The organism is Flavobacterium sp. UW10123, assembly GCF_040538975.1.
Taxonomy (GTDB): Bacteria; Bacteroidota; Bacteroidia; order Flavobacteriales; family Flavobacteriaceae; genus Flavobacterium.
The window spans coordinates 1-19,083 of record NZ_JBEWQE010000030.1 but is presented as its reverse complement, the minus strand read 5'-3'; the positions used below and the strand labels follow the sequence as shown (position 1 = coordinate 19,083).

Below are 19,083 nucleotides of genomic sequence, written 5' to 3'. Positions count from 1 at the left end.
AGATTTTAGATTTTAGATTTTAGATTTTAGATTTTAGATTTTAGATTTTAGATTTTAGATTTTAGATTTTAGATTTTAGATTTTAGATTTTTCGATATAAAAAAAATCCATTCGCTCTGCGAATGGATTTTTTTGTTTTATGCATAAGTTCAGCAATCTAAAATCCGAACTCTAAAATCATAAATTAAAACTGCTCTCTTCCTGCGAAGTGGAATGCGCTTTCGATAGCAGCGTTTTCGTCGCTGTCAGATCCGTGTACTGCATTTTCTCCGATTGAAGTAGCGTATGCTTTACGAATAGTTCCTTCAGCAGCTTCAGCTGGGTTTGTAGCTCCAATTAAAGTTCTGAAATCTTCTACTGCATTTTCTTTTTCTAAGATAGCGGCAACGATTGGTCCACGAGACATGAATTCAACTAATTCTCCGTAGAAAGGTCTTTCTGCGTGTACTGCGTAAAATGCCTTTGCATCAGCTACAGTTAATTGAGTTAATTTTAATGAAACGATTTTGAAACCACCATTAGTGATCATTGCTAAGATATTCCCGATGTGTCCGTTTGCAACAGCATCTGGTTTAATCATTGTAAAAGTTCTATTTGTTGCCATTTTGTATTTTATTAAATTTTGTGCAAAAGTATACTTTTTTTACGAATTGATTTTAATAAAATCATAAATAAAACGCTTTAGAATGATGTTTTGGGTAAAAAATATATTTTATGTCGATTAGTATATATGTAGAGATGCACTGTAGTGCATCTAACACGAGCAAATGATAATAATAAAAAAGACGCACTGCTGTGCGTCTCTACATATATGGTTGAAAATTAAACTTTAAAGATTAATTTGTTTCTGTAGAAAATCCATAAAATAAATGTCCAAATGGCTACGTAAGTTAGCGCTCCAGCCAAAGAAGCCGTCATTGGATTGCTGAAAAATGGTGCAATGCCAAAACGATACAAGTAATCTAAGAGATTAGTCTGCTCACTTGGAATTGATGGGTTTTGAAAGCGGATCATTACCAAGGCTTGTGGTATAATTTGCGAGGCAAAAAATACAATCATCGGATTAACTCCCCAAATTAAAAACAGTTTAAAGCCTTTTTTATATTCGGCAATATCAATAATTAAATATAAAACGGTTAAGAAAATAGTTGCCAGACCAGTCGTATACAAAACATAACTGCTTGTCCAGATGGATTTGTTTATTGGAAAAACCAAATCCCAGATTAATCCGAAAAAGATGAGCGTAGTTCCAATCATTCCCATTCTTTGCGCTTTCTGAATTTTAGCTAAACTGAGAAGTAAAATCTGTCCAATAAATAAACCGATAATTCCGTTTACAATTGATGGCAGTGTGCTTAAAATTCCTTCTGGATCCCAAGTATTGGTTTCATGATACATATGTCCTTTTAATAAAACACTATCAACCCAAGCGGCTAAATTGGTTCCTTTTTCTAGATTTGCTTCTCCAAATCCGGGAACTGGAATTAAAGTCATAACGGCCCAATAGCCTAAAAGTAAAGCAGCTCCTGTTATAAACTGTGTTTTTCGAGATGTTTTTAAGTATAATAGTGAAACCACAAAATAAACTACGGCAATACGTTGTAGAACTCCAGGAAGTCTCACATCTGCGTAGTTTTCAAAACCTCCGTAAGCTAAAATGATATATATGGCTAATATGCTAAAGGCAAAAATGTTTTTAAGTCTGTTGCTGAAATTTCCCATCAAAGCATAGCCAACTGCAAAAGTAATGATCAATCTGCCAATAAGAAGTGGGATTCCTTCGAGACCAAACAATTGAATTTTGCCGAAGAAATTAAAGAAAATCCCTAAGCAGAGCATTCTTAAAGAACGAATCAGAATTTTATTGAATGTTGTTTCGTCATATTTTTTTTCTGGCATTGCAAGCGGTACAGCAACTCCCATTATAAAAATGAAAAACGGAAATACAAGATCTGTCGGTGTACAGCCATTCCATTGCGCGTGCAAAAGCGGCGGATAAACATTTCCCCAGTCTCCGGGATTGTTTACAATAGTCATCAATAGAATAGTCAGTCCGCGAAAGACATCAAGCGAAATTAGGCGTTCTCTTACCATTAGGTTAGTTCGTTAAATAGGTTATAAAATATAATTCTATTTGGTTTGAGAGAGCAATAATGTCGGAAATGAGCTGGTTATTTGTTCCTAAACTATCGCTTTTGAATTTCTAAAGATAATTATTTTAGATTATTATGATGTCAAAATTATATTCTAAAGGTTTTAATTTTTGAATTAAAAGCGGAATTAATTGCTCGCCTTTTTCTAAATAAAATTCAGAAAAATTAGTCTGACGTTCTTGTAAACTTTGATTTGGAAACAATTCGCACTGTAAATCGGTTACGCGCTGTAACTGGTCATGCAGTTTTCTTTTTTGCGCTTTTAATAGACGTTTTTCCAGATTTTCGAGACCTTTCTTTTGCTTCACTTCTTGAGCTTTTACAGCGCCAGAGAAAGATTTGTCTGTCTTTTCGGCCAATTCAAAAAGATAAGCAAACTGTTTTTCAAGCGCTTCTTTTTGTTCTGTTAAGTCAATTGGAAAAGGAGAAAGTTTATGAGTGATTTCATTAACTAAATTCTCTGATTTACTGAATAAATCTTTCCAGCTTAAGCCTAAATTATCTGCTTTTTTAGCTTGTTTTTCAGTTGCTAAAAGAACAGAATTTCGAATTAACAATATAGGGAATGTAATATTTACGGCTTCAAAGAAAGCTTTCAATTCTAACCAATAAGCAATTTCTCCGCCTCCGCCAATGTAGCAAAGATTTGGTAAAATAATTTCCTGATATAATGGACGCATAATTACGTTTGGACTGAATTTCTCAGGATTACTTTCTAATAGTTTTAGAATTTCTTCTTTAGAAAACGAGATTTTGGTATTGTTTACTAAATAATTGCCATTCTCGAAAATGATTCTTTCGCGCAATTTGTCTTCAATATAAAACAAATTGATCTCACGTGGGTTTACTTGAACTGTATAATCTGAAAGCTGTTCAATTGATTTTTGAACTGCTTTGAATGAAGTTTGGTTTTCTAATTCTTCTTTTGCATAAGGTATAAAAGCACGTTTTAAATCGGCATCGTCTGCTTCTATAATAACCAAACCGTAGTTTGCAAAAAGAGCATTGGCTAAATAACGTGTTGCATCTGCCAGATTTTTGTGTTTTAAATAGGCGTCTTCAAATAGTTTTTTTAGCGTATTGGCATTGGTACTTGAACCTAGTTCTTTAGAATATACTTCAAATAAATCTTCTAGGCCTTCAGTTGAAAGTCTTCCGACTGGGCCAGTGCTTTTAGCATTCCAGCGGATTTTTTTTCCTTTAAAATTAAAATAATTAATTTCTTCAAAATCGTGATCTTCCGTTGCCATCCAATAAACCGGAACGAAATTGTATGAAGGATATTTCGATTTTAATTCTTTAGTTAAATTAATCGTAGAAATAATTTTATACAAAAAGTATAGCGGTCCGCTAAAAAGATTTAGCTGATGTCCAGTTGTAATGGTAAAAGTATTTTCGAGTGCTAAAAGCGAAATATTTTGTCTGGTTAAATCAGAAATTTCGATGTTTTGATAGTGCTTTTGCAACGTATCAACCAAAACTTTTCGGTTGTTATGGTCAAAATTGGCTGATTTTTCAGCAATTTGTTTTTCGAAATTTTCTAAGGTCGGAAAATTATTGTACAGCGGTTTTAATTCTGGCTTTTGATCTAAATAATCTTGCATTAGTTTAGAGAAATATCCAGAAGATTGAAAGCTGATACAGTCGGTAGGCATAATTTTAAATTTATTTTTGACAGATGTAAATTTAATGAAAATATACAGTTAAAAACGCTATTAACAATTGCTTAAGATTTGATTTTTTTCTGATGCTTTTAAAAGCGTTGTAATCAGTATTTTAAAATTTGAATTTATAGAGGTGTATAAAATTGAAAGTTTAGATAATTTGTTAAAAATTTGATTTGCTGTAAAAGTAATTTGTGTAAACATAAATTTTTAATAATGAAACTCTATTTTTGCAAATAAAAAAGATATCATTTTTCATGGAAAGTAGCCCAAGTAAGAAGAACTCATTAAAACATGTTCTTTTTGGAAGCCTTATTGGCACCACAATCGAGTTTTTTGATTTTTATATTTATGCTAATGCAGCCGTATTAGTTTTTCCGCAATTATTTTTTCCTAGTTCAGATTCGACAATGGCGACTCTGGAATCTTTAGCAACCTTTTCAATTGCATTTTTATCACGTCCACTAGGTTCTGCATTTTTTGGCCATTACGGAGATAAAATCGGAAGAAAATTTACCCTTGTTGCCGCATTATTAACAATGGGAATTTCGACAGTAACCATAGGATTTTTGCCAAGTTATGCTAGTATTGGTGTTGCCGCTCCATTATTATTAATGTTATGCCGATTCGGACAAGGAGTTGGATTAGGAGGAGAATGGGGAGGAGCCGTTTTGCTGGCAATCGAGAACGCACCGCCCAACAAACGTGCTTGGTACGGAATGTTTCCGCAATTAGGAGCTCCAATTGGATTGTTGCTTTCAGGCGGAACTTTTTTATTGCTGACTGATTCGATGAGTAACGAAGATTTTATGAATTACGGATGGAGAATTCCTTTTATAGCCAGTGCGCTTTTGGTAATTGTCGGCTTTTATATTAGAACAAAAATTACAGAAACACCTTCTTTTGAAAATGCTAAAAAAGAGGAAGAAGAAGTAAAAGTTCCATTTTTAGAGTTGGTGAAATCATACAAAAATCAACTGATTTTTGGGACATTTGCAGCGATAACTACTTTTTTGGTTTTCTATTTAATGACAGTATTTACATTAAGTTGGGCAACTTCAGATTTAGGGATTGTGAAAAGAGACGGATTGTTAATTCAATTATTTTCGGTATTGTTCTTTGCGCTTTTTATTCCAGTTTCGGCTGTAGTAGCAGATAAAATAGGTCGTCGTAAAATGTTAATTTTAGCCACAGCAGCTATTGCCATTTTTGGATTTTTCTTTTCGTTTTTCCTGAAAGAAGGTAATATCGCATTGGTTGCTACTTTTGCTTGTATCGGAATGTCTTTAATGGGATTTACTTACGGACCGCTTGGAACTTTTTTATCTGAATTGTTTCCGACAAACGTTCGTTACTCTGGAGCTTCTTTGACTTTTAATATGGCAGGAATTCTCGGAGCTGCTTTTGCACCCATGATTGCAATTTGGTTGGCTAAAACATACGATGTAAGCTATGTAGGCTATTATTTGGTCGCTGCGGCTTGTATTTCTTTAATTTCATTTATTGTAATTAGTAAAGACGAACATAAATTTTAAAGTTTTATTTTAAGATATTTCAAAAGCAGTAATATAAAAAATTACTGCTTTTTTTTGTTTGTTTAAAAAGTATTTAGATATTTGTCTAAATATATAAATATAATGAATGATATTTTTAAAGCACTAAATGATGCGACTAGAAGAGAAATTCTGGATCTTTTGAAGCAAAAAGATATGTCGGCAGGAGAGATTGCCGATGCTTTTAATATTTCTAAACCAAGTATTTCACATCATTTAGACATTTTAAAAAGAGCTGATTTAATTACATCTGAAAAAAACGGGCAATTCATCATTTACTCCATCAATACCACCATAATGGAAGATGTTTTGCAATGGATACTAACCTTTAAACAATAAAAAATGAATTTAGAATTTAAAAAAGAGCTTCCCCTAATCGGAATTGTTTTGATTCCTTTTGTTTATTTAGCAACAATTTGGAACTCACTTCCTGAAAAAGTCCCTGTACATTGGAATTACAAAGGAGAAATTGATAATTGGGGAGATAAGTTTAGCTTACTATTTTTGCTTTTTATGCTTCCTGTTTTGATGTATGGCTTAATGACTGCAGCATCTAAAATTGATCCCAAAAAAAGAATTTCGTTAATGGGAAGAAAGTTCTATCAGCTTAAATTTTTCTTGGTTTTATTCATGTCTGTATTAGCTTCTTTTTTTGTTTACTTGGCCAAAAACCAATCTCTCTCTAGTCCCGGTTTAATGTATGTAGCGGTTGGAGTGCTATTAATTATATTCGGAAACTATTTTAAAGTTATTCAGCCGAATTATTTTATCGGAATTCGTACACCATGGACGTTGGAAAATCAGCAGGTTTGGAAAGCGACACATGCTTTTGCTGGGAAATTATGGCTAGCAGGCGGTTTTGTAATAATATTGGGAGGCCTGATGTTTTCGGGATTTAATTTTTCTAAAATTTTTATTGGTATAGGAATTACTCTTGCCGTTGTTCCTATGATTTATTCTTACTTCAAATTTAAAAGTTTCGATAAAAAAGACGGTAATCTTTAATTAACTAATGAATAAAAATGAAAAAAATAATACCTCTTTTGTTTATAATTTTCAGCTTTTCTGAATCATTTGCACAAGATATTTCGGGACAATGGAATGGTGTTTTAAAAGTTCCCAGTTCTGAATTAAGAATAGTGGTAAATATCACTAAAACTGAAAAAGGATATGCTTCAACAATGGATAGTCCCGATCAAGGGGCAAAAGGAATTCCGATAGTTAAAACCACTTTTGAAAATAATGTGTTGAGATTGGACATTGCTCCTCAAGCTGGAGTGGTGTATGAAGGGAAATTAAATGAAAATAAATTTACTGGCAAATTTACTCAAAATGGGCAGTCTTTAGAACTTAATTTGGCAAAGGGAAATGTTCAAATTCTAAGACCTCAGGAACCTAAACAGCCATTTCCATATTATACAGAAGATGTAAAATTCGAAAATAGAAATGATCAAGTAACTTTGGCAGGGACTTTATCGTTACCAAAAAAAGATGGTCATTTTCCTGCAGTTATTTTAATTTCTGGAAGTGGTGCGCAAAATCGTGATGAAGAAATGCTTCAACATAAACCTTTCTTAGTTTTAGCTGATTATCTTACTAGAAAAGGAATCGCTGTTTTACGTTTCGATGATCGCGGTTTTGGTGAGTCTACGGGTGATTTCAAAAGTGCAACTACTAGAGATTTTGCTAAAGATGTACAGGCAGGAATTGACTATTTAAAAACTCGAAAAGAAATCAATAAAAAGAAAATTGGTTTAATTGGGCATAGTGAAGGAGGAGTAATTGCGCCAATTGTCGCTGGAAATTCTAAAGATATTGCATTTATTGTTTTAATGGCTGGAACAGGAATTCGTGGTGATAAATTGCTTCTCTTGCAAAAAGAATTGATAGAAAGACAAATGGGAGTTTCTGAAGCAGAAATAAAAAGAGGACAGGATACGTATAAAGAAGTTTACGAACTTATAACTTCCAGTTCTGCAATTGACGAAAAAATTAAGAAAGATGTTAAAAATGTTTTTGAATCTAAACTTGGCTTAAGTGATAAAATAGCAGAGGCTTATACCGCTGAAATAACAAATCCTTGGATATATGATTTCTTGAAGCTGGATCCAGTTCCGTATTTAGAAAAAGTAAAATGCCCAGTTTTGGCAATTAACGGAAGCAAAGATCTACAAGTCCCTCCTGAAGCAAATCTTCAAAATATTGAAATAGCCTTAACAAAAGGGGGAAATAAGAAAGTTACAATAAAAACACTGCCTAATTTAAATCATTTATTTCAAGAATGTAAAACGGGATCGCAATTTGAATATGGAGCAATTGAGGAGACAATTTCTCCTATAGCATTAGAAGAAATATCAAGTTGGGTTTTGGTTCAGACAAAATAAAATTAATTTCGAAGTTTCAATGAAAAGTCCGCAATTCAATACTATTTGAATTGCGGACTTTATCATTTTAGACTTCATTTTCAAATCAAAAAATGAAATGCGAAAAAGTCCCCAATATCCCGTATTTTTGCAAAAAAATAAATCCCTTTGAAAACGAAACTTTTTGTAATTACGCCACCATTTACTCAACTGAATACTCCGTATCCGGCGACGGCGTATATAAAAGGTTTTCTGAATACTAAAAATATAGAATCGGTTCAGGCTGATTTGGGTATTGATGTGATTTTGGAATTGTTTTCGAAAAAAGGATTATATGATTTGTTTCAGGTTTCAAGTTTCAGGTTTGAAGTTGATGAAAATGAAATCTCTGATAATTCTAAAAGAATTTTTGCTTTACAAGATGAATACATTAAAACAATCGATTCTGTAATTCAGTTTCTTCAAGGAAAAAATCCAACATTGGCATTGAAGATTTGTCAGGAAGATTTTCTGCCAGAAGCTTCGCGTTTTGCACAATTAGAAGAATTGGATTGGGCTTTTGGTTCGATGGGTACTCAAGACAAAGCCAAACATTTGGCTACTTTATATCTAGAAGATATTTCAGATTTTATTGTTGAATGTGTTGACGAAAACTTTGGCTTCAGCCGATATGCTGAGCGTTTGGGGAGAAGCGCCAATTCATTTGATGAGTTATATGCAGAACTTCAAAAAGAACCAACTTATATCGATTCGATTTTGATTTCACTTTTAAAAGCAAAAATTGAAACTGTAAAACCGACTTTATTTTTAATCTCAGTTCCTTTTCCTGGAAATTTATACAGTGCATTTCGTTCTGCACAATGGGTAAAACAAAATCATCCAGAAATTAAGATTTCGATGGGAGGAGGTTTTCCTAATACCGAATTGCGTTCGCTTTCAGATAAACGTGTTTTTGAGTTTTTCGATTTTATTACTTTAGACGATGGCGAAGTGCCGATTGAGGAGTTAATTTTCAATTTGGAAAATCCAAATTCTAATTCTTACAAAAGAACTTTTCTGCTAGAAAATGAAGAAGTCGTTTATAAAAACAATTCGTTAAAACACGATTATAAACAATCTCAAGTTGGAACTCCGGATTATTCTGATTTGCCTTTGGATAAATATATTTCGGTTATCGAAATTGTAAATCCAATGCACAGAATGTGGAGCGATGGCCGTTGGAATAAACTTACAATGGCGCATGGCTGTTATTGGGGAAAATGTACTTTTTGTGATATTTCTTTAGATTATATCAAAGTTTACGAACCAGTTGCCGCAAGTCTGCTTTGCGATAGAATAGAAGAACTAATAGAGAAAACAGGTCAAAACGGATTCCATTTTGTTGATGAAGCTGCACCGCCAGCTTTAATGCGTGCTTTAGCACTTGAAATTCTAAAAAGAAAATTAGCCGTTACTTGGTGGACTAATATTCGTTTTGAAAAAAGCTTTTCAAAAGATTTATGTCTGTTGCTGAAAGCTTCTGGCTGTATTGCAGTTTCAGGAGGTTTAGAAGTAGCTTCAGACCGATTATTGAAATTAATCGATAAAGGAGTTACGGTTGAACAAGTTGCAAAAGTAACGCGCAATTTCACCGAAGCTGGAATTATGGTTCATGCGTATTTGATGTACGGATATCCAACGCAGACGATTCAGGAAACGGTTGACAGTCTTGAAATGGTTCGTCAGTTGTTTGAAGCTGGAGTTTTGCAATCAGGATTTTGGCATCAGTTTGCTTTGACGGCTCATAGTCCGGTCGGGTTGTATCCAGAGCAATTTGGTGTGACTAAGAAAACAGAGGCAATAGGAACTTTTGCCAATAACGATATTGAATATACTGACGCAACAGGAATCAATCATGATAAATTCAGTTTCGGATTAAAGAAATCACTTTTTAATTTCATGCACGGAATCTGTTTTGATTACGAATTGCAAGATTGGTTCGATTTTAAAATTCCGAGAACCAAAATTCATCCAGATTTTATTTTTAATGCGCTAGAAGAACAAAACGATTTTAATACAAAGCCAAATGCAAAAGTGGTTTGGCTTGGCGGAAAACCTTCTGCAGAGACTTTTACGAAATCAAAAAAAGGAAGAAGCTGGGAAATGATGTCGTTAACTTTTCACGATAAAAAAGAAAGTTTCGATATTCAAACCAGTAAAGAAGAAGGCGAGTGGCTAGTTTCTATTTTATCGAAAATAGCTGTTTCGGGTTCTAAAAATTATACTTTTCAAGAAGTCAAAAATGATTTTGAAACTGAATTGGAAGATTTCGAATTGTTCTGGTATTCTAAACCAGTAAATACTTTGCGTGAGTTTGGATTATTGGTTCTTTAGTATTCAATACATTCTCCGTCATTTGGAATGGAAGTTTTAGTTAAAAGTCCATGATCTGAAAGAGCAGTTCTTAATTGCGATCTTGTCGTTGGACAATGATTCAACGCTTCTAAATGATTGGCAAGAACTTTTCCTGGAGCAAGTGTCACAAACTTCAAAATATCATCCATTCGCATTAGCAAAGGCTGGCCAAAATCTAATCTTGCAGTACCGCAGGCAACAATCGAAATGTCGGGTTTAAATTGTGTCAGAACTTTTTCGACGTGTTCTGTGTAAATAGTATCTGAACTAATATAAATAGATTTTTGATCTGCCAATTCGATAAGAAATCCCATTACATTTCCCATTAATTTGGCAACAAATCCGTAACCATGAATGGCAGGAATTCCTGTGATTTTTCCGTCTAGAAATTTTTGTGGTTCCCAATATTCTAAAGTCTGAATTACGCTTAATCCTCTTTGTACAAGTGCCTTTTCATCTTTAGAACTGCATATTACCGGAATGCTTTTTCTTCTCAAAAAAACTTCGCCAGCTTTATCAATATGATCTGGATGTAAATGTGTAATCAAACAATGCGTTACACGGCTTAAGATCTCACGGCTATTTTTGGGCAAAGCCACCAGCGGATTTCGTTTGGGTTTGTATCTGAAAATAGTAAAAGGCGGAATTGTTTTTCTTTTACCTAACATTGGGTCAACTAAAATGACATGCTTTTCTGTTTCAATTACCAAAGAGGCATTTCGCAAATGATGTAATTTCATATCCAAGAAAATTAGATATTAAAAATACAAAGTTTTTCGAAAAACTGCTTACAGATTTTTCTTTATTTTTAACAGAATTGTTATTTTACCCAATAGAAAATCTAAATCCAATTCCGTGCAGGTTTTCTATCGAAATCCCTTCTTCGTTTGCTAAGATTTTACGCAGACGCGAAATGAAAACATCCAAACTTCTTCCCATAAAATAGTCGTCTGTTCCCCATAGAGAAGTTAAGATTTGTTCCCTTTTCAAAACAGAATTTTTGTGATCCAAGAAAAGCTTCAGTAATTCTGCTTCACGCTGTGTTAGTCCTACTTTTTCTTCGTTATTAAAAAGAATAAAATTTTTGGTGTCAAACTGGTATTTACCAACTTCATAAATAGTTTTGGCAGTCGGAATATTTTTCTGAGAACGTTTTAAGAAAATCTCCACTTTTAAAAGCAATTCTTCAATACTAAAAGGTTTGACCAAATAGTCGTCGGCTCCGAGACGTAAACCTTTAATGCGGTCTTCCTTTAAAGTTTTAGCCGAAAGAAAAATAATCGGAATATCTAAATCAATTTTTCGAACAGCTTCGGCAAGCTCAAAACCGTCCATTTTTGGCATCATAATATCAAAAATGCAAATATCAAATTCTTCTTCCTCAAAAATTTTCAAAGCTGATTTTCCGTCTGAACAATGTGTTACCTCATAATTGTTTTGCTCCAAATTATCTTTGGTTAAAAACGCTAGAGTTTCATCGTCTTCGGCATATAGTATTTTGAAATTTCTCATTTTTTGTAAGGAATTGATAAAGTTATGGTGATACCTTTTTCTTGATTATTTTCGGCTTTTATTTTCCAGTTCTGCAAACTGCAGATTTCTTTTACATAGTATAGACCAAGTCCAAATCCGTTAACTTCGTTACTTTTTTCGTTCTGAACTCGATAAAACTTATCAAAGATAAAAGATATTTTTTTAGGATTAATCCCAATTCCATTATCAATAAACTCTAGTTTTAAGCAATTATTATTTTCGCTAATTTTTATAATAACTTCTGGCTCTTCATTACAGTACTTTATCGCATTATCCAATAAATTGTAAACTAAATTGGCAAAATGAAAAGTATCAGTTTCAAGTAAATATTCTCTAGTAACAGTTTCAATTGTAATTGTTGCTTCAGGATACTTTAATTTGATATTTTCTATCGCCTCTTCAATAATCGGAACAATTAAAACAGTCTCTTTTTTAAGTTCTAAAGGAGCATAATCGGCTTTTGCAACGTTTAGAATTTTTTCGATATGACCATTTAATTTATTTCCCTGATTGATGATAATATCTGTATAAGTATACAATTTTTTATCTTCTTTAATTGGTTTTTGCTCAATTAGATATTTTGATGCAATCAGAATAGAAGCCAGCGGAGTTTTAAACTCATGCGTCATATTATTGATAAAATCACGCTGTAATTCTGAATATTTTTTATGCTGTAAAAGGGTAAAAATCGAGTAAACATAAATCAACAAAATCAGAATTAATGCCGTAGAAAGGATAAACCAAAAACGCATTGAACTGAAAAGATAAGTCGTTTCGTTCGGAAAACGTACAGCGAAATAATAAACCAGATTTTTATGTTTAGGGAAATAAACCGTTTTTTTACATTCTGCTTTTTTCTTATAAAGCGAAATATAATCACCATAAATCATTTCGTCGCTTTGGCAATTGTACATTGCATATTCAAAGTCGGTGGTGATATTCATTTTTTTGAATTCCGTTTTTAGATAAAACTCTAAAATATCGGGTTCAAATTCATTATCAACATTTACGATATAATAATCATTTGCAATTTTCTGCACCGGATTCTGAACTGGCAGTTCGTGGTTGGTTCCTTCGTATAATTTTTTAGCTACTTCTAGCAAAGCAATATGCGCTTTCTGGCTGAGCTTTTTTTGTTCTATAGTAAAAGCCTCTTTTGTCCAAAGCAATTGTGCTACCAAAATGCTAATGATAGCTACTAATCCTAAGATAATGATGCTGTTGAGTTTATTAATTTTCAAGAATAAAGAATTTTGAGAGTGTAATATTAATCAATTTTAGCCTAAAAACGGGCGGTTAACAAGTCATTAACAAACGTTTGAAACCAGTTAACAGCGACTTGAATTTGTCTGAATTACCTTTGTAATATCAAAATGAACTATAAACCATTTTAAATATATCAGTTATGAAAATGATCAAAATTTCGATGTTAGCTTTGGCTTTAGGCCTAATGTCTTTTTCAGCAATTGCTCCAGTACAATCTTTAGTTTCAGAAACTGAAATTTCAGCAACTGCAGGATCTACAATTGCTTGGAAAGCAGAAACAATTGATGTTGGACAAATTCCGCAGGGAACTCCAAAAGCGATTGTTTACGAATTTAAAAATACAGGAAAAACGGCTGTAGTAATTACAAATGTGCAAGGATCTTGCGGCTGTACAGCAACAGATTACACAAAAGAGCCAATTCAGGCGGGTAAATCTGGAAAAGTTACTGCAACTTACAATGCTGCAAACAAAGGAGCTTTTACAAAAACAGTTACCGTTACAACTAGTGCAGAAACAACACCAAAAGTGCTTACTCTAAAAGGTATAGTTATTTAATTAGAATTTTAATAGGTTGGTTATATGGCGAAAGCTCCAGACATGTAAATTGTTTGGAGCTTTTTATTTTTTAGTAACCGCTTAAACTTCAAAAAAATAAGGTTTAAGATTTATTGTTGAGTTCTTTGTTTTAATAGAATTTTTTCTACTTTTAATCAAAAATTTTGAGTTATGAAAATCTGGTACACGCCTATTATTGCTATTGTTTTTTTGATTGTTTTTTCGTGTAATTCGAAAGCTGATAAAAAAGAGGAAAACTCGATAAAAACAGTTGAAAAACTCCCTGAATTAAAACTTACAATTGACAGTGTTCGTATTGCGAAGTTTTATGAAAATTATCCGAAACTGGATAAATTTAAAAATGATGTAACTGTTTTATATCAAAAAAATAAATCGACTCAATTGTGGCTGGACAATAAAGGAGTTGTTGAATTTGCTAATACACTATTCAATCAATATAAAAATCTGGATCAGGAAGGATTAAAAGCCAATTATCCGTACAATGAGCAGTTAAATGCTGTTTTTGATAATAATGCCAGTACTAAGCTTTCAAAAGAAGATACCGATTTACTGCTTTCTAATTTATATTACTATTATGGTGAAAAAGTGGGCGGTTTTGACGAAAAAACAGTAGTGTCTTTAGAATGGCTTTTACCTCGCAAAAAGCTGAATTATCAAGTGCTTTCAGATTCTATCTTTAAAAAATCAACCATTCTGGATGATAAGAAAAAAAGGATGTTCAGCCAGTATTACAAACTTCGTGATGCTCTTAAAGAATATCGCGAAATAGAGAAAAATGGTGGCTGGAAAATTATTCAAACCGGAGACGACTATAAAAGCCTCAAAATAGGAGACTCTTCTGCTATTGTGGCTCAAATAAGAGAAAGACTTTTTGTGACTAAAGATCTGCAGGAAGATACTAAAAGCGCCATTTGCGATACGGTTTTGATAAAAGCTATGAAAAACTATGAGTTGCGTCACGGCTATACAGCAAAAAACATTATTCTTAAAGAACATATTGAGGACTTAAATATTCCAGTTTCTGAACGTATCAAAACCATTATTGTCAATATGGAGCGCTGCCGATGGATAGATCCAGAATTAGAAAAAGGGCAGAAGTATATAGAAGTTAATATTCCTGAGTTTAGATTGTATATAGTCGAAGATGGTAAAATTGCTTTTGTATCGCCAGTTGTTGTAGGAAGAGCAATGACAAAAACCGTTATTTTTAGTGGGATGATGAGTAATATTGTTTTCAGTCCATATTGGAATGTTCCGCCTAGCATCATCAAATCGGAAATAAAACCTGGAATGGCCAGAGATAAAAACTATTTGCAGAAGAAAAATCTTGAATGGAATAACGGTGCTGTGCGTCAGTTGCCTGGAAAAAATAATTCACTTGGTTTGGTAAAATTTTTATTTCCGAATTCAAGCAATATTTACTTGCATGATACGCCTTCAAAAAGTTTATTCGAAAGAGAAAGTCGAGCTTTTAGCCACGGTTGCGTGCGTGTAGCAAAACCTAGAGAATTGGCAATTGAATTGTTAAAAGTCGATCCGCAATGGAATCCTGCAAGAATTGATAAAGCCATGCATGCCGGAAAAGAAAGCTGGTATACTTTGAAGAAAAAGGTTCCAGTTTATATTGGTTACTTTACAGCTTGGGTTGATCGACAAGGTAATTTAAATTTCTATAAAGACATTTATGGAAGAGACGAAAGTATGATTAAACTATTGACGGAAGAATAAAGACTTAAATTCCAATTTTTAAATTCCAAATTCCAAAATTGGCATTAATATAAAATTCGGTTTAATTAGTATAAGAAAAGTTTAGGCCACAGATTAAAAGGATTAAAAAGATTAGCACAGATTTTAGAATCTTTTTAATCCTTTTAATCTGTGGCAAAACTTATTTCGATAAAATATCAACACATTTATAAAAGCGTTTGGTATAATGTTCTGTATCAAGAGCCGTTATAGTTACTTGCTGTGCTTTTCCTGAGGAAGCATGAATAAATTTTGACTGCATTCCGTTGGCTTCGCAAATTATGCCAACGTGACCGACTACATTTCTGTTTTTATATCCGTAGAAAACCAAAACATCTCCAACCTTAAATTCTTCTGGTTTTAAAGTTTTACCTATGTTTTTATAACCGCTGGAACTTCTTGGAAGTGTCATTCCAAAATTTTTAAATACATAACTCACAAAACCCGAACAATCAAAACCTTTTTGCGGATTACTGTTGGCGTATACATAAGGAGTTCCTAAATACTGTTTGGCGTAAGCAATAATAGAATCTCGATTGATTTCGGTTTGATATTGAGTGTTTTGAATTTGCTTTTTTTCCTTTTTTAAATTGAAAGAAGAAAGAGTGATAAAAAACAATAAAGAAGTTAGGGCTAAGATTTTCATTTTGACAGATTGTAAAAGTATAAAACGGCAAAGATAGATCTAAATTGTAGTTTCTTTTTGTAAATGTAAGAATTGACATCTATATCTGTCCGAATGATGGGTTTATGTGGTGTTTTTTTATTACTTTTTGACATTTTAGTATCTTTTTGGATAATCTCTTTCCAATATATTTGTGAATCGTATTTATATTTTAGCAAATAAATTATGTTTCCCAAAAAAATGGCACTTTTAATTTTGTTTTTGCTGATTTCGACGGTTTCGAATTCACAAACTCAAAATTCTAATAAAACTTTTTTATATCAAGGACGAATTGATAAACTTCAAAATGATCAGGTTATTTTAATCGGAACAGCTTCTTCGGTTGCTTTTAATTTTACTGGAAATGAATGTTCGATTTCATTGCAAAGCGTTGAAGACCATCACAATTATGTTCAGCTAGTTTTGGACGGAAAATATATTGGAAAGATTAGAATCGAAAAAGGAGCTGTGCAGTCATTCCCAATAAAAGTGACTTCGAATAAAAAAGAACATCGATTAGAAATCTATAAAAATACAGAAGCTCAAAGTGGCAATATTTTGTTTGCTGGAACAACTGCAAAACTGATTCCGATTTCATTTAAAAAGAAAAAGAAAATTGAATTCATTGGCGATTCCATTACTTGTGGCGCGGCGAGCGATCCGTCTGATGTTCCTTGTGATAAAGGCGAATATATAGACCATCATAATGGTTATTATGCTTATGGACCAACACTTTCTCGTGAAATTGGTGTCGATTATTTAATGAGCTGTGTTTCTGGAATCGGAATGTACAGAAACTGGAATGACGAACATAAAGACGAAGCCATAATGCCAGACGTTTATCCTATTTTATATCTGACAAAAGATACTTCAAAACCGAAATATGATTTTGCTTTTCAACCCGATATTATCAGTATTGCTTTAGGAACAAATGATTTTTCTGGCGGAGATGGTAAAAAAGAACGTCTGCCTTTTAATGCAGAAAAATATGTTTCCAATTATATTGATTTTATAAAAATGCTTTATAAACACAATCCAAATGTGCAGATTGTAATTACGAATAGTCCGATGGTTGGTGGAGAAAGAGGAGTTGTTTTTGAAGATTGTCTAAATAAGGTTAAAAACGCTTTCGCGAATGATAGATCACATAAACCAATTCAGATTTTCAAATTTAAACCCATGACTCCAAATGGATGTACTGGACATCCGGATGTAGCAGATCATAAGGTTTTGGCAGAAGAGTATGGTCCATTTTTAAAGAAATTACTAAATGAAAAATAATATAGTTAAGTTTGTTTTCTTTCTATTGATTTCCAGTACTATGATGGCAAATGTTTCGCTTCCAAATATTTTTGGAGACAATATGGTTTTACAACGCAATTCTGAAGTGAAAATTTGGGGTTGGGCAAATCCAAAAGAGGAAATCAGATTGGTTTCAAGCTGGAATAATCAGGAATATAAAACTGTTGCGAATAATCAGGCAAAATGGGAAATTACGATTAAAACTGCAGAAGCAGGCGGTCCTTTTACTATTTCAATAAAAGGCTACAATGAAGTTGTTTTAAAAAATATTTTGATTGGAGAAGTTTGGCTTTGTTCAGGACAATCAAATATGGAAATGTCAGTAAGTTGGGGAATTGACGATGGCGAAGAAGAAATGAAAAATGCGACAAATCCTAACATTCGATTTTTTACAGTTCCGAAATTAACGGCAGAAAATCCGCAGAATAATTTACTGGGAAATTGGACAGAATCGACTCCTGAAACCATGAAATATTTTAGTGCGGTTGGCTACTTTTTTGCGAAACGCCTTCGCGAAGATTTAAAAAATGTTCCAATCGGATTGATTTCTTCCAACTGGGGTGGAACTCCTGCAGAAATCTGGATGTCGGCAGAAGTTGTAAATAACGATTCTGTTTTATTGGAGAATGCCAAAAAACTAAACGAACAAGAATACGGACCAAGACAACCTGGACGTGCTTACAATGCGATGATTTATCCAATTATCGGATTTAAAATTGCGGGAACACTTTGGTATCAGGGTGAATCTAACGTTGGATCTTTAGTTTATGATAAAACTTTAGGCGCTTTAATTACGTCTTGGAGAAAAGAATGGAAAGAAGATTTTCCTTTTTATTATGTTCAGATTGCACCTTTTAAAACGGGAAAGAATAATTTTTCAAATGTGACAGTTAGAGATTCGCAGCGAAAACTCCTTAAAGAAGTTCCGAAAACAGGAATGGTTGTAATTAGTGATATTTCGGATACGATTGAAATTCATCCAAAGAATAAAAAATCAGTTGGAATTCGATTGGCCAATTTAGCTTTGGCTGAAACTTATAAAATAAATTCTAATCTAGTTAATGGACCGCTCTTCAAATCCATTACAATCAATAAAAATGAAGTAACAGTTTCTTTTGACTATGGAGACGGATTGTATTTCAAAGACAAAAAATCGAATCAGTTTGAAGTTGCGGGAGCAGACGGAGTTTTCTATCCAGCCGAGGCTTCAATTAAAAATGACGAAGTGATTTTGACAAGTAAAAAAGTGGCTTCTCCAGCAAAAGTGAGATTTGCATGGGGAAATACAATTCAGTCAGATTTGTTTAATAAAGCGAATTTGCCTGCTTCTTGTTTTGTTTCTGAGTGAGTGTTAAAAGATGAAAGAATAAAGAAGAAAGATTTTAGATTTTTTGTCAGGCTGAGCGAAGTCGAAGCCCCACAAAGTGAGACACAACGTTCCTCAGGATGAAAAAAAACTAGAAAACGCTCTTTTGAAACCGTTTGCTCAATTCGCCGCGGCGAAACCATCAAAAATCTTAGTATCTCAGAATCTTAGAATCTCAAAAAAAACTAACTAAACCACACTATGAAAAACAAAAAAATAATATTTATTGGAGTTTTTGCTCTGTTCACAATTGGAAATATGAATGCACAAAAAAAGCCGTATCTGGATAAGAATAAAACTGTTGAACAACGTATAGATCTGCTTTTACCGTTAATGACGCTGGAGGAAAAAGTGGGACAGATGAACCAATATAATGGTTTTTGGGATGTTACAGGGCCTGCTCCGAAAGGCGGAACGGCAGAATTAAAATACGAACATTTAAGAAAAGGACTGGTCGGATCAATGCTGACGGTTCGCGGTGTGAAAGAAGTGCGTGCCGTAC

At 33.2% G+C, this 19,083-nt stretch carries 16 protein-coding genes and 1 pseudogene; 10 read left to right on the top strand and 7 right to left on the bottom strand.

Features of this window, described 5'->3' with window-relative positions:
- Positions 1-184: 184 nt before the first annotated feature.
- The 3 genes from ABXT06_RS22600 to bshC all read right to left on the bottom strand — a co-directional run bounded on the left by ABXT06_RS22600 (position 185) and on the right by bshC (position 3,808).
- Entirely contained in the window at positions 185-604 is a 420-nt protein-coding gene (locus tag ABXT06_RS22600) for a nucleoside-diphosphate kinase (RefSeq protein ID WP_071634812.1), read from the bottom strand.
- 218 nt (positions 605-822) lie between these two features.
- Positions 823-2,094: an acyltransferase family protein gene (locus tag ABXT06_RS22595; protein ID WP_354592744.1), complete on the bottom strand. Its 1,272-nt coding sequence runs from the start codon at positions 2,092-2,094 to the stop codon at positions 823-825.
- Between the two features lie 124 nt (positions 2,095-2,218).
- A complete protein-coding gene (gene bshC, locus ABXT06_RS22590; protein ID WP_354592743.1) occupies positions 2,219-3,808 on the bottom strand; it encodes a bacillithiol biosynthesis cysteine-adding enzyme BshC in 1,590 nt (529 codons plus the stop codon).
- A 266-nt stretch (positions 3,809-4,074) separates the two neighbouring features.
- Here bshC and ABXT06_RS22585 point away from each other — a divergent pair, with 266 nt between their 5' ends.
- From ABXT06_RS22585 to ABXT06_RS22565, 5 genes are all read left to right on the top strand, one after another.
- Positions 4,075-5,352: an MFS transporter gene (locus ABXT06_RS22585; protein ID WP_354592742.1), complete on the top strand. Its 1,278-nt coding sequence runs from the start codon at positions 4,075-4,077 to the stop codon at positions 5,350-5,352.
- 102 nt (positions 5,353-5,454) lie between these two features.
- Entirely contained in the window at positions 5,455-5,709 is a 255-nt protein-coding gene (locus ABXT06_RS22580; RefSeq protein ID WP_111378348.1) for an autorepressor SdpR family transcription factor, read from the top strand.
- Between the two features lie 3 nt (positions 5,710-5,712).
- Entirely contained in the window at positions 5,713-6,375 is a 663-nt protein-coding gene (locus tag ABXT06_RS22575) for an SdpI family protein (protein WP_354592741.1), read from the top strand.
- 17 nt (positions 6,376-6,392) lie between these two features.
- Entirely contained in the window at positions 6,393-7,754 is a 1,362-nt protein-coding gene (locus ABXT06_RS22570) for an alpha/beta hydrolase family protein (RefSeq protein ID WP_354592740.1), read from the top strand.
- Positions 7,755-7,901: 147 nt separating this feature from the next.
- Positions 7,902-10,106 carry a B12-binding domain-containing radical SAM protein gene (locus ABXT06_RS22565; RefSeq protein WP_354592739.1) on the top strand — a complete coding sequence of 735 codons (2,205 nt, stop codon included), beginning with the start codon at positions 7,902-7,904 and terminating at the stop codon, positions 10,104-10,106.
- Here the strand turns inward: ABXT06_RS22565 and ABXT06_RS22560 are convergent.
- From ABXT06_RS22560 to ABXT06_RS22550, 3 genes are all read right to left on the bottom strand, one after another.
- Complete coding sequence (locus ABXT06_RS22560) at positions 10,103-10,867, bottom strand: MBL fold metallo-hydrolase (RefSeq protein WP_354592738.1); 765 nt, start codon at positions 10,865-10,867, stop codon at positions 10,103-10,105. The genes ABXT06_RS22565 and ABXT06_RS22560 overlap by 4 nt on opposite strands.
- 85 nt (positions 10,868-10,952) lie before the next feature.
- Entirely contained in the window at positions 10,953-11,639 is a 687-nt protein-coding gene (locus tag ABXT06_RS22555; protein ID WP_354592737.1) for a response regulator transcription factor, read from the bottom strand.
- Entirely contained in the window at positions 11,636-12,901 is a 1,266-nt protein-coding gene (locus ABXT06_RS22550; RefSeq protein ID WP_354592736.1) for a sensor histidine kinase, read from the bottom strand. Before ABXT06_RS22550 ends, ABXT06_RS22555 begins: the two co-directional genes overlap by 4 nt.
- A gap of 164 nt (positions 12,902-13,065) precedes the next feature.
- Between ABXT06_RS22550 and ABXT06_RS22545 the strand changes: the two genes are divergently transcribed.
- Complete coding sequence (locus tag ABXT06_RS22545) at positions 13,066-13,482, top strand: DUF1573 domain-containing protein (RefSeq protein ID WP_354592735.1); 417 nt, start codon at positions 13,066-13,068, stop codon at positions 13,480-13,482.
- 171 nt (positions 13,483-13,653) lie between these two features.
- On the top strand, positions 13,654-15,231 hold the full coding sequence (locus ABXT06_RS22540) for a L,D-transpeptidase family protein (RefSeq protein WP_354592734.1): 1,578 nt from the start codon (positions 13,654-13,656) through the stop codon (positions 15,229-15,231).
- A 160-nt stretch (positions 15,232-15,391) separates the two neighbouring features.
- Here ABXT06_RS22540 and ABXT06_RS22535 read toward each other — a convergent pair whose 3' ends face one another.
- The gene (locus tag ABXT06_RS22535) at positions 15,392-15,895 is read right to left on the bottom strand and encodes a C40 family peptidase (RefSeq protein WP_354592733.1); all 504 of its coding nucleotides are present in this window, start codon (positions 15,893-15,895) and stop codon (positions 15,392-15,394) included.
- Between the two features lie 219 nt (positions 15,896-16,114).
- Here ABXT06_RS22535 and ABXT06_RS22530 point away from each other — a divergent pair, with 219 nt between their 5' ends.
- The 3 genes and pseudogenes from ABXT06_RS22530 to ABXT06_RS22520 all read left to right on the top strand — a co-directional run.
- The gene (locus ABXT06_RS22530; RefSeq protein ID WP_354592732.1) at positions 16,115-17,194 is read left to right on the top strand and encodes an SGNH/GDSL hydrolase family protein; all 1,080 of its coding nucleotides are present in this window, start codon (positions 16,115-16,117) and stop codon (positions 17,192-17,194) included.
- Positions 17,184-18,563 (top strand): sialate O-acetylesterase, encoded by a 1,380-nt coding sequence (locus ABXT06_RS22525; RefSeq protein WP_354592731.1) that lies wholly within the window; start codon positions 17,184-17,186, stop codon positions 18,561-18,563. The genes ABXT06_RS22530 and ABXT06_RS22525 overlap by 11 nt, the downstream gene beginning before the upstream one ends.
- A gap of 219 nt (positions 18,564-18,782) precedes the next feature.
- Positions 18,783-19,083: pseudogene (locus ABXT06_RS22520) on the top strand (glycosyl hydrolase); the annotation flags it as partial.

What these genes read in the sequence shown, in the direction of transcription:
- ABXT06_RS22575 (WP_354592741.1), top strand. Translation starts at nt 5,713, where the DNA reads ATGAATTTAGAATTTAAAAAAGAGCTTCCCCTAATCGGAATTGTTTTG.
- ABXT06_RS22525 (WP_354592731.1), top strand. Translation starts at nt 17,184, where the DNA reads ATGAAAAATAATATAGTTAAGTTTGTTTTCTTTCTATTGATTTCCAGT.
- ABXT06_RS22580 (WP_111378348.1), top strand. Translation starts at nt 5,455, where the DNA reads ATGAATGATATTTTTAAAGCACTAAATGATGCGACTAGAAGAGAAATT.
- ABXT06_RS22530 (WP_354592732.1), top strand. Translation starts at nt 16,115, where the DNA reads ATGGCACTTTTAATTTTGTTTTTGCTGATTTCGACGGTTTCGAATTCA.
- ABXT06_RS22555 (WP_354592737.1), bottom strand. Translation starts at nt 11,639, where the DNA reads ATGAGAAATTTCAAAATACTATATGCCGAAGACGATGAAACTCTAGCG.
- ABXT06_RS22595 (WP_354592744.1), bottom strand. Translation starts at nt 2,094, where the DNA reads ATGGTAAGAGAACGCCTAATTTCGCTTGATGTCTTTCGCGGACTGACT.
- ABXT06_RS22535 (WP_354592733.1), bottom strand. Translation starts at nt 15,895, where the DNA reads ATGAAAATCTTAGCCCTAACTTCTTTATTGTTTTTTATCACTCTTTCT.
- ABXT06_RS22570 (WP_354592740.1), top strand. Translation starts at nt 6,393, where the DNA reads ATGAAAAAAATAATACCTCTTTTGTTTATAATTTTCAGCTTTTCTGAA.
- ABXT06_RS22540 (WP_354592734.1), top strand. Translation starts at nt 13,654, where the DNA reads ATGAAAATCTGGTACACGCCTATTATTGCTATTGTTTTTTTGATTGTT.
- ABXT06_RS22545 (WP_354592735.1), top strand. Translation starts at nt 13,066, where the DNA reads ATGAAAATGATCAAAATTTCGATGTTAGCTTTGGCTTTAGGCCTAATG.
- bshC (WP_354592743.1), bottom strand. Translation starts at nt 3,808, where the DNA reads ATGCCTACCGACTGTATCAGCTTTCAATCTTCTGGATATTTCTCTAAA.
- ABXT06_RS22585 (WP_354592742.1), top strand. Translation starts at nt 4,075, where the DNA reads ATGGAAAGTAGCCCAAGTAAGAAGAACTCATTAAAACATGTTCTTTTT.
- ABXT06_RS22560 (WP_354592738.1), bottom strand. Translation starts at nt 10,867, where the DNA reads ATGAAATTACATCATTTGCGAAATGCCTCTTTGGTAATTGAAACAGAA.
- ABXT06_RS22600 (WP_071634812.1), bottom strand. Translation starts at nt 604, where the DNA reads ATGGCAACAAATAGAACTTTTACAATGATTAAACCAGATGCTGTTGCA.